The organism is Aeromicrobium sp. MLTX1 (assembly GCF_046452335.1).
Taxonomy (GTDB): Bacteria; Actinomycetota; Actinomycetes; order Propionibacteriales; family Nocardioidaceae; genus Aeromicrobium.
Window position 1 is genome coordinate 843,909 of record NZ_JBKFDN010000001.1, and the last position, 14,091, is coordinate 857,999.

7 protein-coding genes are annotated in these 14,091 nt (G+C 71.0%); 4 read left to right on the forward strand and 3 right to left on the reverse strand.

The annotated features are described in order from the left end of the window. The first annotated feature begins 7 nt into the window (after positions 1 to 7). From ACK99Q_RS03890 to ACK99Q_RS03900, 3 genes are read left to right on the forward strand one after another with little or no spacing between them, the layout of a single operon-like run. Positions 8 to 298: a YbaY family lipoprotein gene (locus ACK99Q_RS03890; RefSeq protein WP_410184928.1), complete on the forward strand. Its 291-nt coding sequence runs from the start codon at positions 8 to 10 to the stop codon at positions 296 to 298. Positions 299 to 302: 4 nt separating this feature from the next. Beyond that, positions 303 to 2,279, forward strand: coding sequence for an ABC transporter ATP-binding protein (locus ACK99Q_RS03895; protein ID WP_410184929.1), 1,977 nt, complete (start codon positions 303 to 305; stop codon positions 2,277 to 2,279). A 60-nt stretch (positions 2,280 to 2,339) separates the two neighbouring features. Beyond that, the gene (locus ACK99Q_RS03900; RefSeq protein WP_410184930.1) at positions 2,340 to 3,683 is read left to right on the forward strand and encodes a hypothetical protein; all 1,344 of its coding nucleotides are present in this window, start codon (positions 2,340 to 2,342) and stop codon (positions 3,681 to 3,683) included. A 58-nt stretch (positions 3,684 to 3,741) separates the two neighbouring features. On the opposite strand, the gene ACK99Q_RS03905 is transcribed toward ACK99Q_RS03900, so the two are convergent. Together ACK99Q_RS03905 and ACK99Q_RS03910 are read right to left on the reverse strand one after the other, a co-directional pair. Further along, positions 3,742 to 9,786, reverse strand: a complete 6,045-nt coding sequence (locus ACK99Q_RS03905) for an Ig-like domain-containing protein (protein WP_410184931.1) — start codon at positions 9,784 to 9,786, stop codon at positions 3,742 to 3,744. A 306-nt stretch (positions 9,787 to 10,092) separates the two neighbouring features. Next, positions 10,093 to 11,490, reverse strand: coding sequence for an NAD-dependent succinate-semialdehyde dehydrogenase (locus tag ACK99Q_RS03910; protein ID WP_410184932.1), 1,398 nt, complete (start codon positions 11,488 to 11,490; stop codon positions 10,093 to 10,095). 53 nt (positions 11,491 to 11,543) lie between these two features. Here ACK99Q_RS03910 and ACK99Q_RS03915 point away from each other — a divergent pair, with 53 nt between their 5' ends. Continuing rightward, entirely contained in the window at positions 11,544 to 13,220 is a 1,677-nt protein-coding gene (locus ACK99Q_RS03915; RefSeq protein ID WP_410184933.1) for an alpha/beta hydrolase, read from the forward strand. Between the two features lie 187 nt (positions 13,221 to 13,407). Here ACK99Q_RS03915 and ACK99Q_RS03920 read toward each other — a convergent pair whose 3' ends face one another. Further along, a complete protein-coding gene (locus ACK99Q_RS03920) occupies positions 13,408 to 14,049 on the reverse strand; it encodes a DedA family protein (protein WP_410186054.1) in 642 nt (213 codons plus the stop codon). Between the last annotated feature and the right edge of the window lie 42 nt (positions 14,050 to 14,091).

Here is a 14,091-nt window from a genome sequence, read left to right on the forward strand (position 1 = left end):
TGGCGGCATGCCCCTGCTGACCGTCTCCGGTGCCCTGTCCGTGCGCGAGAAGATCGCGATCCCCCCGGGCGGGGTCGCGACGGTCAAGGTCGTCGACGCCGACGGCGAGGTGCTGGCCGCCACGGCGCTCGAGGTCGAGCAGGTGCCGCTGGGCTTCGAGGTCGCGATCGATCCCGAGGTCGTCGCGGGCGAACTGTTCGTGTGGGCGCTGCTGCGCACCGACGTGGGCGCCTGGGGCACCCTCGAGCTCGTCCCGGCCGACCTCGAGACCATCGTCCTCACCCGGATCGAGGACTGACGCCGTGCCACGACCGGGCCCGGCCGTCACGCATCTGAGCGATGCCGAGATCGCCGCGAACAACCGCCCGGTCCTGCGCCGCATCGCCGCCCTGCTGCGGCCCTACCGCACCAAGATGGCCGCGGTCGCGGTCATCGTCGTCCTGTCGGCGCTGCTGACCTCGATCGTCCCGTTCCTGACGCAGGCCGTCTTCGACGACGCCCTGTTCGGCGAGGGCGGACCCGACCTCGGCCTGCTGGGCTGGCTCGTCGCCGGCATGTGCGCCCTGCCCATCGCGGCCTCCACGCTCAACATCGCCCAGAACTGGCTGACCTCCACGATCGGCAACTCGGCGATGGCCGACCTGCGCAGCGAGCTCTTCGCGCACCTGCAGAAGATGGAGCTGGCGTTCTTCACCACGACGAAGACCGGCGCCATCCAGTCGCGCCTGGCGAACGACGTGGCCGGCGTGCGCACGGTCCTCACCGACACCGCCACCTCGATCCTGCAGAACACCGTCACCGTCACGGCGGCGTTCATCTCGATGGTGATCCTGTCGTGGGAGCTGACGATCCTCACCCTGATCCTCATGCCGCTGTTCGTGTGGCTCCAGCTCAAGGTCGGCCGGCGCCGCCAGCAGCTCGCCCGGCGCACGCAGGAGTCGCTCTCGGAGATGACCGCGATCACCGAGGAGTCGCTCAGCGTCTCGGGCATCCTCCTGGCCAAGGTCTTCAACCGCAGCCGGTCCGAGGCCGAGCGCTACCGCGAGGCCAACCTCGAGCAGACCCGCCTCCAGGTCGAGCAGGCCATGACGGGCCGGCTGTTCTTCGCCACGGTGCAGACCTTCTTCGCCATCACTCCGGCGATCATCTACCTCTTCGCCGGCTTCATCATCGCGGGCCGGATCCCGGGCGACTCCGCCTCGCTCACCGCCGGCACGCTCGTCGCCTTCACCACGGTGCAGGCCCGCCTGCAGATGCCGCTGCTGCAGCTCATGCGGGTGTCGCTCGACGTGCAGACCTCGCTGGCGCTGTTCCGTCGCATCTTCGAGTACCTCGACCTCGAGCCCGCGATCGTCAACCGGCCCGGCGCGCGCGACGTGAAGCCGTCCGAGCTGGAGGGCCGGATCGAGTTCCGCGACGTCTGGTTCCGCTACCCCGAGCCGCGCGCCCTCACCGGCGAGACGACGAAGGACCGCTTCGGCGACTCCTCGGGCGAGATCGACGCCGCGTCCACGGCGCAGGCCGACGCGTGGGCCCTGTCGGCGCTGTCGCTCACCATCGAGGGCGGCCAGCTGGCCGCCATCGTCGGGCCGTCGGGCTCGGGCAAGACCACCGCCACCTACCTCGTGCCGCGCTTCTACGACGTCGACCGGGGGCAGGTGCTGATCGACGGGATCGACGTCCGCGACATCACGCTGTCGTCGCTGGCCGACTGCGTGGGGATGGTGACGCAGGAGCCCTACCTGTTCCACGGCACCATCCGCGAGAACATCGCCTACGCCAAGCCCGGCGCCACGCCCGACGAGATCGTCGCAGCGGCCACCGACGCCAACATCCACGACCGGATCATGGGCTTCCCCGACGGCTACGACACCGTCACGGGCGAGCGCGGCTACCGGCTGTCCGGCGGCGAGAAGCAGCGCATCGCGATCGCGCGCGTGCTGCTGAAGAACCCCCGCATCCTCATCCTCGACGAGGCCACCAGCGCGCTCGACAACGAGACCGAGCGGCTCGTGCAGGAGGCCCTGGAGCGCGCCACCACCGGCCGCACCACGCTCGCGATCGCGCACCGGCTCAGCACGATCCAGAACGCCGACGTGATCTTCGGGCTCGTCGACGGCCGGGTCGTCGAGCAGGGCACCCACGCCGAGCTGGTCGACGACGAGGACGGACTGTACGGCCGCCTGTACCGCGAGCAGTTCTCCACGCACCGTCCCGCACCGGCCGCGGCACGTCCGCTGGGAGCCGTGGGGCACCTGCGTGCGGATGTCTCCCTCTGATTCCAGGGGGACGAGACAAAGCCGTGGCCACCGCCACCCGGGGCTGCCAGAATCCAGTCCATGACCGCCGCCTACCTGGTGACCTCGGCACTGCTGGTGCTGTCGGTCCTGGTGGTACGGCACCATCGGCCGTCGGTGTCGGTGCCGGTGGTCGTCCTCGTGCTGGGGACGGCCACGTGGAACGTCCTGCGGGCGATGCGCGGCCCCGGCGACACCGACCCGAGCGTCCTGGTGGCCGTGAACATCGTCGTCGTCCAGGTCTGCGCCGTGGCCTTCTACGTCGCGTGCCGGCGCCTGGTCCAGGGCCGGTGGCTGGTCTCGCCGTGGCTGTGGCTCGGCGCCGTCTGGATCGCGGCGGTGAGCTTCATCGGCATGGTGCCGGCGGTGGGCATCACCGACGGTGACCACTACTACGACAGCCCCGTCTACGTCGTGCACCTGGCGTACTCGTTCACCCTGCTCGGCGGCGGCGTGCTCACGCTCAGCACCCGCCAGCACGACCCCTCGCGGCACGTCCGCCGGGTCGTCGTGGCCGCCGAGGTCGCGGCCGTCCTGATCATCACCTTCCAGGTCCTCCGGCCCACCCTCACGCCGCTGGCGATCTCGGGCCTGGCGTTCGTCATGGTCTGGACGACGAGCCACATCGCCGCGTGGTCGCGATCGGCGTCGCGTGCCGACCGGCTGATGGACTCGATCGGCGTCTTCATCTTCGTGATCGACCGCGCCGGGATGCTCCAGGACTGGAACGGCCCCGCCGCGAGCCTGCTGCGCCTCATGGGCCGCACCGCCGCGCACGGGATGGACCTCGCGCAGGCACTGTCGATGCCCTCGCACTTCTCCGACGGGTCCACGGTCTCGCTCCACGTGAAGGGCGCCGAGCTGCGCACGGCGCTGTCGGTCCACGCGGTCGACCCGCTCGCCCGCGCGGGCGACCTCGTGCTGATGTTCCGTCCCGTGCGCTCGTCGCTGGAGAGCTCGTCGTTCCCCACCGTGTCCGGCGCGCTCAAGGGCCACGACCCGGCCACGCAGACGCTCGGCCGCAAGGCGGCCCTCGAAGCCGTCCGGGCGGCCGCCGTCGACGCCACCCCGGTGATCCGCGTCGTCGTGGTGCCGCGCGGCCCGCGCCGCGCCGACGAGGCGATGTTCCTCATCGCGCGACGCCTGGAGGCGCGCGCCGCCGATCGCGGCTTCCCCGACATGGAGTGGGCCCGCCTCGACACGTGGACCTTCGTCTCGCCGCTCATCGACGAGAGCTTCGAGGTGCTGTCGGTGACGGTGCCCGTCGACGACCTCGGGCTCGACATGGAGGTCTCCCTCCACGAGCCGGTGCCCGGCGAGTCCCCCGCCGCGTTCGTGCGCCGCGTGTCCGACGACTACGGCCGCGACACCGCCCACGGCAGCTGACCGGGCGCGGGAACGACGAAGCCCGCCACGACCGAGGTCGTGACGGGCTCCGTGCGGCTCAGGCGGACTCGCCCCTGCGGCGGCGCGCGGCGCCGGTGAGGCCCAGGCCCAGTCCCAGCGCGACGACGCCGAGGGCGGCGATCGCGGCGGCGGGACCGCCGGTGTCGGCCAGCGCGTCACCGTCGCGGTCGGAGGCGGCGTCGTCCTCGTCACCGTCGTCGTTCCCGCGGGTGTCGTCCCCACCGTCGGTCGCGCCGTCGGTGTCGGTGCCGTCGCCGTCCTGGTCGATGGCGTCGGGATCGGCGGTGACGTCAACCGTGACGGTCGCCGTGTCGCAGACCGGCGTCGGGGTGGAGTCGTCGCAGCGCTCGTACTCGAAGGAGTCCGTGCCGACGAAGCCCTTGGCCGACGTGTAGCGCACCGTGCCGTCCGCGAGGACCTCCGCGACGCCGTGCTCGGGCTGCGTGGTGATCCGCGCGGCCGTGAGCGGGCGACCCGTCCGGCTCGTGTCGTTGTCCTCGACCGTGATGACGACCGGGCGACCCGTGATGGTCGTGGCCTTGTCGTCACCGGTCTCGACGGCGTTGACCCGGACGGTCACGGGGATCGTGACCGTGTGGCACTGCGTGGGACGCGAGGCGTCACACACCTCCAGGTCGAACGCGTCGCTGCCGGAGTAGCTGTCGTTCGGCGTGTAGGTCACGGCACCGGTCTCCGGGTCGACGGTGACGTCACCGTGGGCCGGGCGACCGACGACGCCCACCGAGCGGGGATCGAGGGCCGCGCCCTCGGAGGTCACGATGTCGGCCAGCGGGAGCGTCAGCGCCTCGTCCTGGTCGGTCTCGGCACCCTCGGCGGCCACCGGCTGGTTGGTGAACGCGTTCGTGACGGTCACCGTCACCGTGGCGGTGTCGCAGACCGGGGTCGGCGTCGACGTGTCGCACACGCGGTACTCGAACGTGTCCTCACCCGAGAAGCCGCGCTCCGGGGTGTACGCGATCCGACCGTCGGCCTCGACACGCGTCTCGCCGTGCGCCGGCGCCGTGATGACCACCGGGTCCGCGAGCGCCTGGCCGGAGGCCGACTCGTCGTTCTCCTTGACGTCGATGAGCACCTCGGTGGCCAGCGTCGTGGTGGCGGAGTCGTTCGCCGCGGCGACCGCGTTCTCGGACACCTCGACCACGATCGTGACGGTGGTGCACTGGGCCGGGACCGAGGTGTCGCAGACGCGGACCTCGAACTCGTCGGTGCCCGAGTAGCCCGGGTCCGGCGTGTAGGTCAGCTCGCCCGTGGTCGGGTCGACCGTCACGTCACCGTGCTCGGGAGCCGTCGGGATCGTGACCGTGGTCGGGTCGAGCGGCTTGCCGGTGGAGTCCACGACGTCGGTCAGCGGGATGTCCTTCGGCGTGTTCTGCGGCGTCGCGACGCCGTCCTCGACCGCGGTCTCCGGGGCGAAGACGTTCTCGACCGTGACCGTCACCGTGGCCGTGTCGCACACCGCGGTCGGCGTCGAGGTGTCGCAGACGCGGTACTCGAACGTGTCCTCACCGGAGAAGCCGTCCTCCGGCGTGTAGGTGATGCGGCCGTCGGCCTCGACCACGGCGGTGCCGTGGGCGGGATCCGTGATCACGGTCGGCGCCGCGAGCGACTGACCGGACTCGCTGTCGTCGTTCGACCGCACGTCGATCGTCCGCGGCGTCTCCACGGACGTCGTGGCCGAGTCGTCGTCCGCCGTGACCGTGTTCGCGCCCACCGTCACCGAGACGGTGACGAGGGTGCACTGCACCGGGCTCGAGGTGTCGCACACGCGGACCTCGAACTCGTCGTCACCGGTGTAGCCGGCGGCCGGCGTGTAGGTCAGCTCGCCCGTCGTCGGGTCGACCGTGACGGTCCCGTGCGAGGGAGCGCCCGGGACGGTCACGCGCGTCGGGTCCAGCGGGCGGCCCGAGCTCGAGACGACGTCGTCCAGCTCGATGGTCTTCGCGGTGTTGTGCGGCGTCGAGACGCCGTCCTCGGCCGCGGTCCCGTCGGAGAAGACGTTGTCGACGGTCACCGTCACCGTGGCGGTGTCGCACACGGCGGTCGGCGTGGAGGTGTCGCACACCTGGTACTCGAACGTGTCCTCGCCCGAGAAGCCGTCGGCCGGCGTGTAGGTGATCCGGCCGTCGGACTCGACCACGGCGGTGCCGTGGGCGGGGTCCGTCGTCACGGTCGGCGCCGCGAGCGACTGACCCGACGCGCTCTCGTCGTTGCTGCGGACGTTGATCGTCCGCGGCGTCTCGACGGTCGTGGTGGCCGTGTCGTCGTCGGCGGTGACCGTGTTCGCGCCCACCCTGACGGAGATCGTGACGGTGGTGCACTGCACCGGGTCGGACGTGTCGCACACGCGGACCTCGAACTCGTCGTCACCGGTGTACCCGGCGTCCGGCGTGTAGGTCAGCTCGCCCGTGGTCGGGTCGACGGTGACCTCGCCGTGGCTCGGGACCTCCGAGACCGTGACCTTGGTCGGGTCGATCGGCTGGCCGGTCGCGGAGACGACGTCGGCCAGCGGGATGTCCTTGGCGGTGTTCTGCGGCGTGCTCACGCCGTCCTCGACGGCGGTCTCGCCGGCGAACACGTTCGTCACCGTGACCGTGACCGAGGCGGTGTCGCACACCGCGGTCGGCGTGGAGGTGTCGCACACCTGGTACTCGAACGTGTCCTCGCCGGAGAAGCCCGCGTCCGGGGTGTAGACGACGCGGCCGTCGATCGTGACGGACGTCGTGCCGTGCTCGGGCTCCGTGGTCACGGACGGCAGCGCGAGCGCCTGGCCCGAGGCCGACGTGTCGTTCTGGCGCACCAGCACGGGCACGGCGGTGCCGACCGGGGTGGTCGCGGTGTCGTCGACGGCCGTCACTGTGTTGGCGCCGACCGTGACGGAGATCGTCACGGTGGTGCACTGCGAGGGGTTCGAGGTGTCGCACACGCGGACGTCGAACTCGTCGTCACCGGAGTAGCCCGGGTCCGGCGTGTACGTCAGCTCGCCCGTGGCCGGGTCGACCGTCACGTCGCCGTGCGCGGGGGCGCCGGGGACGGTGACCTTGGTCGGGTCCAGGGGACGACCCGTCGCCGAGGCGACGTCGTCGAGCGGGATGTCCTTGGCGGTGTTCTGCGGCGTGCTCACGCCGTCCTCGACGGCGGTCTCCTCGACGAAGACGTTGCTCACCGTGACCGTCACCGTGGCGGTGTCGCACGCGGCGGTCGGCGTCGTGGTGTCGCAGACGCGGTACTCGAAGGTGTCCACGCCCGAGAAGCCGTCGGCGGGCGTGTAGGTGATCCGGCCGTCGGACTCCACCTGCGTGGAGCCGTGGGCCGGGGCGGTCGTGACCGTCGGCGCGGCGAACGGCTGGCCCGAGGCGCTCGTGTCGTTGGTCCGGACGTTGATCGTCCGCGGCGTCTCGACGGTCGTCGTGGCCTCGTCGTCGACGGCGGTCACCGTGTTGGCGGTGACCGTGACGGAGATCGTGACGGTGGTGCACTGCGCGGGGTCCGAGGTGTCGCAGACGCGCACCCGGAACTCGTCGGCACCGACGTAGCCGGGCCTCGGCGTGTACGTCAGCTCGCCCGTGGTCTCGTCGACCGTGACCTCACCGCGGACGGCCTGGTTCGCGACGGTGACCGTGGTCGGGTCGATCGGCTTGCCGGTCGCGGAGACCACGTCGTCGAGCGGGATGTCCTTCGGCGTGTTCTGGCGCGTCGTGATGCCGTCCTGGGCCGCGGTCTCCTCGACGAAGTCGTTGGTCACGGTGACGGTCACCGTGGCGGTGTCACAGATCGCCGTCGGGGTCGACGTGTCGCAGACGCGGTACTCGAAGGTGTCCACGCCCGAGAAGCCGTCGGCGGGCGTGTAGGTGATCCGGCCGTCGGACTCCACCACGGCCGAGCCGTGGGCGGGATCCGTCGTCACGGTCGGCGCCGCGAACGGCTGGCCCGAGGCGCTCGTGTCGTTGGTCCGGACGTTGATCGTCCGCGGCACCTCGACGGACGTCGTGTCCGAGTCGTCGACGGCCGTGACGACGTTCGGGGTCACCGTGACCGAGATCGTGACGGTGGTGCACTGGACCGGGTCCGACGTGTCGCAGACCCGCGCCACGAACTCGTCGTCGCCGATGTAGCCCGCGGTGGGCGTGTAGGTGAGCTCGCCCGTCGTCGGGTTCACCGAGACGGTGCCGTGCGCCGGCACGCCGGTGACGGTGACACGGGTCGGGTCGAGCGGCCGACCGGACGCGGAGACCAGGTCGGCCAGCGGGATCCGCTTCGGCGTGTTCTGCGGCGTCGTGACGCCGTCCTCGGCGGCGCTCCCGTCGCTGAAGACGTTCGCGACGGTGATGGTGATCGTCTGCGTGACGTCCTGGCCGGAGGCGTCGCGCAGCGTGTACGTGAAGCTGCCGGTACCGGAGAACCCGGCGGTCGGACGGAAGGTCACGACGCCCTGGTCGAGGCTGACGGTGCCGTTCTGGGCGCCGCCCACGGCGTGCAGCGTGAGGCCCGAGCCCTGGCCGAGCGCCTCGAGGGCGCCCGCCGTGATCGTCACCGGGGTGCCGACGGTCGTGGACCGGCTGTCCGGGTCCGCCTCGGGCGTGACGTTGATGATGACGGTCACGAGCGTGCCGTCCGAGGTCCGGTAGGTGAAGGAGTCGGGTCCGGAGTAGCCGGCCGGCGGGGTGTACGTGTAGCGACCGCCGGCGTAGGAGATCGTGCCGCCCTGGACCGAGGTGCGGTCGTAGGTGCCGTTCGAGCTGTCGGTGACCGTGGCCGGGACGTCCACCTGCGTGGCGATGACGACCTGGGTCTCCGCGGAGGTCGGCGGCGCGGGATCGGGATCCTCGTTGCCGATCGCGTAGGCGCGGTTGATCAGCGGGCCGGGGGTCGAGGGCGCGGTGGCGCGCACGGTGACGACCGCCTCCTGGCCGACCTCGAGGTAGCCGCCGTTGCAGGTCGCGATCTTCTGCGTCGTGCCGGTCACGACGCACGACGTGTCCGTGCTGGTGACGGAGAGGTTGGCGAGGTCGTTCGGGAGGATGTCGTTGAGGACGAAGCCCGACGTGTTGCCCGGGCCCTCGTTCTTCACGACGACGCGCCACGTGATCGGGTTGCCGACGACGACCGTGGCCGGGCCGGTCTTCGTCACGCTGAGCTTGGACGGGAGCGCGGTGGAGCAGTTCGTCGCGTCGCTGCGCTGGTTGGCCGGCGCGGTGACGCGGCTGATCAGCTCGAAGGTGGGCGACGCCTGGTCGGCGTTCCGGATCGCGATCTGGTACATGAAGCCGTTGGTCGCGATGAGGGCGAGGTTGCCGTTCGTCATCGTGAACGCCGAGCCGTAGGAGTTCGTCGGCATGACCGCGGTCGGGACGGCGAAGCTCGTGACCGCACCCGTGGTCGGGTTGATCCGGTAGAGCGTGGAGGACTGGCCGTAGTTCGCGGCCCACAGGTAGCCCTTGAGGAACGTCAGGTCGGCGAATCGGATGCTCTGCGACAGCGTGATCGTGGTGCGCGTCGGGCGCGGGGTGCTCGTGGCGCTCGTGACGTTCTTCAGGCCGGCGATCTTCTGGATCGTGGTGGTGCCGGCGTTGCCCGAGGCCACGTAGTAGTTGCCGTCGGCGTCGAACTCGCCGCTGTCCCACAGGGTGCTGGGAGGCGCGCCCAGGGCGGTGTTCGCATCGCCGAGCGGCGTCACGACGCCCGAGCGGTTGATGCGCGCGAACGAGCCGCGGATGTTGGTGCCCGAGGTCTGGCCGTAGAACGTGCCGTAGAGGTATTCGTCGGTGGGGTTGAACGCCAGACCGTTGAACACGTTCTGACCGGTGAAGTTCGACCCGATCTGGGTCCACTGCGAGCCGCCGGTGGTCGTGTACGAGCCGGAGTTGAGCTTCACCGTGCCGACCGGCTCCTCCGCCTGGGCGAAGAAGCGCGGGACCGTGCAGTCGAACGCCGGCGCCGGCGCCGCCTCCGCGGCCGGTGCGGGCGCCAGGACCGTCATGGTCCCGGCGAGGCTGAGGGCGATCAGCATGAAGGCTGAGGCACTGGTGAGCAGTCGGCTGCGCAGGCGGAACGCCATGGACATACGAGACCTCTCGGGCGGGAGATGCAGAGCACGCAGGAAGGCGCGAGATCGCACCGTCCGGCGCGACCTGGACCGTCATTGCCGCGGCCCCGAAGGAGCGCGATCCGACTCCCTCAGGATCCGCTCGCCCGGGACGCTACCTGTGACAGAGGGTGCTGGTGGTGTTTTCGGGGCGCGGTCGGCGAAGACCATCCTCAAAGGGTCCCAAAGAACTACACCATCAGGACCAAAGTGTCATGACACACACCACACGAGTCACAGGAGGCGCACTCAGAACCACCCGTCGCGTGTCGGCGACGCTGGCGGCTACGGCGCGAGACCCACGTACTTCGTCTCGAGGTACTCCTCGATGCCCTCGTCGCCACCCTCGCGACCGAAGCCCGAGGCCTTCATCCCGCCGAACGGCGCGGCCGGGTTCGACACGACGCCCTGGTTGATTCCGACCATGCCGGTCTCGAGGCCCTCGTAGACCTTGATGGCGCGCGAGTAGCTCTGCGTGAACGCGTAGGCCACGAGGCCGAACTCGGTGTCGTTCGCCATCCGCAGCGCCTCGTCGTCGTCGGTGAACGTGAAGATCGGCGCGACGGGACCGAAGATCTCCTCGCGCCAGACGCGGGCCTCCGTCGGGACGCCGGTCAGCACCGTGGGCGGGTAGAAGTAGCCCGCGCCGTCCGGCACCTCGCCGCCGGTGAGGACCTTCGCGCCGTGCTCCTTCGCGTCGTCGACGAGCTCGGCCACCTTGTCGCGCTGCTTCGCCTCGACGAGCGGGCCGACCTCGGCCTGCTCCATCCGCTCGGCGAAGCGGCGCGAGAACTCCTCGGCCAGCGACTCGTGCACGATGAAGCGGTTGGCGGCGGTGCAGGCCTCGCCGATGTTGCGCATCTTCGCCAGCATCGCGCCGTCGACCGCCTTCTCCAGGTCGGCGTCCTCGAACACGAGGAACGGGGCGTTGCCGCCGAGCTCCATCGACACGCGCAGCACGCCCTCGGCCGCCTGCTCGATCAGCGTGCGGCCGACCTCGGTGGAGCCGGTGAAGGTGAGCTTGCGCAGCCGCGGGTCCCGGATGATTGGCTCCATCACCTCGCCCGTGCTCTTCGTGGTGACGATGTTGAGGACGCCGTCGGGCAGGCCGGCCTCGGTGAGGATCTCGCCCAGGGTCAGCATCGTGAGCGGCGTGAGCGACGCCGGCTTGACCACCATCGTGCAGCCGGCCGCGATCGCCGGGCCGATCTTGCGGGTGCCCATCGCCAGCGGGAAGTTCCACGGCGTGATCATGAGGCACGGCCCGACCGGCTGCTTGAGCGTCAGCAGGCGCGTCGCGCCGTTCGGCGCGACGGAGTGCCGGCCCGAGATGCGCACGGACTCCTCCGCGAACCACCGGAAGAACTCGGCGCCGTAGGCGATCTCGGCCTTCGACTCGCTGACCGGCTTGCCCATCTCGGCGGTCATCTGCTCGGCCAGCTCGTCGGTACGCTCGGTGATGATCTCGAACGCGCGCCGCAGGATCTCGCCACGATCGCGGGGAGCCGTGCGCGCCCAGTCGGCCTGCGCAGCCACGGCGGCGTCGAGCGCGGCCCGGCCGTCGGCGGCCGAGGCGTCGGCCACCGTGGCCAGCGTCTCCCCCGTCGCCGGGTTCTCGACCTCGAAGGTCGCGCCGCCCTCGGCGTCGCGCCACTGTCCTGCGATGAAGAGCTGGTGGGTCATGCTTCGACGCTACCGCTGACGGGGGAACCCTTCGACCTGTCAGAATGCGGACCGTGCTCGACACCTTGCGGGGGGTGCTGCGTCCAACCCTCCCGGGACTGGTCGGCGCCCTCGTCTTCGCTCTCCTCTCGCTGACCCCGTCCCTGCTGCCGCGCCCGGCGCTGTTCCAGGGGCTCGTCACCGGCATCACGGCCGTGATCGGCTACGGGCTGGCGGTCGCCCTGGCGTGGGTCTGGCGCGCGTTCGCCGACCGCGAGGCGCGCCGGCCCTCGCGACGCGTCTGGCTCTGGACCGTGGGCGTCGGCGTGGTCGCACTCGGCATCGCCGACATCGTCAGCGTCCGCCAGCAGGACCGGGTCCGTGAGCTCATGGGCATGGGCGACGCGAGCACGTGGCGGTTCGTGACCGTGCCGCTCGTGGCGGTCGTCGTGTTCTGCCTGCTGCTCGCCGCCGGACGCGGGCTGCGCCGGGCCGCGCGCTGGCTGTCGGACCTGCTCGCCCGGCGGATCGGCGCCCAGGCCGCCCGGGCCACGGGCATCGTCGTGGTCGCCGCGCTCACGTTCTTCACGCTCAGCGGCGTCGTCTACGACAACGTCATCGCGGCCGTGGACTCCTCGTTCGCGCTCGGCGACCAGCAGGTCTCGTCGCGCCTCGACCCGCCCGAGAGCCCGCTGAGGTCGGGCAGTCCCGCGTCCGAGCTCGCCTGGGAGGACCTCGGCCGACAGGGCCGTCGCTTCGTGGCGCGCGGGCCCAGCGGCGACGAGATCGCCGCGTTCACCGGCCGGCCCGCGCTCGACCCGATCCGCGCGTACGCCGGGACCGCGAACGCCGAGGACGTCGAGGAGCGGGCGCGGCTCGCCGTGGACGACCTCGAGCGCGCCGGCGGCTTCGAGCGGGCGAACCTGCTGGTGGCCGGCACGACCGGCTCGGGCTTCATCGAGCCGAGCGCCTCGAACTCGTTCGAGTACCTGACCGGCGGCGACTCGGCGATCGTGTCGATGCAGTACTCGCACCTGCCGTCGTGGGTGTCCTTCCTGGTCGACCAGCGCGCCGCGCGCAACGCCGGACGGGCGCTCTTCGACGCCGTCTACGAGCGCTGGAGCACCCTGCCCGCCGACTCCCGGCCGCGGCTCTACCTGTTCGGCGAGAGCCTCGGGTCGTTCGCGCTCGAGACCGCGTTCAGCGGCGAGGCCGACCTGCGCAACCGGACCTCGGGCGGCCTGTTCGTCGGGCCGCCGGGGTTCAACTCGCTGTACACGGAGTTCCGCGAGCAGCGCGATCCCGGCAGCCGCGAGATCGAGCCGATCTTCCGCGACGGACGCACCGTGCGGTTCACGAACGACCCGTGGGGGCCGACGATCCCGCTGACCCGACCGTGGGACGGCCCGCACGTGCTGTACCTCGTGCATCCGTCGGACCCGATCACGTGGTGGAGCCCCGACCTGATCTGGAGCAAGCCGGACTGGCTGTCGGAGCCGCGCGGCTCCGACGTCGCGAACGCGATGCGCTGGTACCCGATCATCACGTTCTGGCAGACCTCGGCGGACATGGCCGTGGGGATGGCCGTGCCCTCGGGCCACGGCCACGACTTCGTCGGCGAGCACGTCGCCGGCTGGGCCTCGGTGCTCCAGCCCGAGGGCTGGACCTCCGCCGACCTGCGCCGCCTCCAGCAGCAGATCGTCGACGCCGACGCGGAGAACGCGGGCGTCCCCCCGTCGCTGCGCGACTGACCGTCGGTTTCCCCGGTTACGTGGGTTTCCTGTCACTGACCGGGGGTTGCGATCCCCGGGATGTGCAGGCGAACCCCGGCCGGTGGGGCCGCTCGGCCCTCGCGACGACTGAACGAGGTTTCCTGTCACTTAGCGAGGTTCGCAAACCCCGTGAAGTGACAGTTTCCCCGCTTAACCGGGGAAACCGTCAGTGCTCGCGCGGGTCGCGGAGCTCGCGGACGCGCGTGATGACGAACCAGCCGCAGACGACGAGGACGGCGAGGATCACGAGGCGCTGGAACCAGTCGGCGTAGGGCTCGATGACGTGCCAGTTCTCGCCGAGGGTGTAGCCCGCGCCGACGAAGATCGAGTTCCAGATGAGGCTGCCGAGCGTGGTCAGCAGGAAGAAGATCCCGAAGGGCATCCGCTCGACGCCGGCCGGGATCGAGATGAGGCTGCGGAAGATCGGCACCATCCGGCCGAAGAAGACGGCCTTCGTGCCGTGCTTGGCGAACCAGGCCTCGGTGACCTCGAGGTCGCGGACCTTCAGCAGCGGCGTCTTGGCGAACACGAGGGCCGTGCGGTCGCGACCGAAGGCCCGGCCGAGCCAGTACATGATGCACGCGCCGATGACCGACCCCGCCGTGGTCGCGAAGAGCGCGCCCGCCAGCGTGAAGCGACCCTGGCTGGCCGCGAGGCCCGCCATCGGCAGCACGATCTCGCTGGGAATCGGGGGGAAGAGGTTGTCCAGGCCGACCGCGAGGGCGGCGCCGAGCAGGCCCATGCGGTCCATCAGGTCGACCATGAACCCTGCCAGTCCATCGATCTGCTGGTCGCCCGCCTGCATCATCACCCGGCAGAGCATAACGAGCGGTGCACAGCGTGTCGCCGT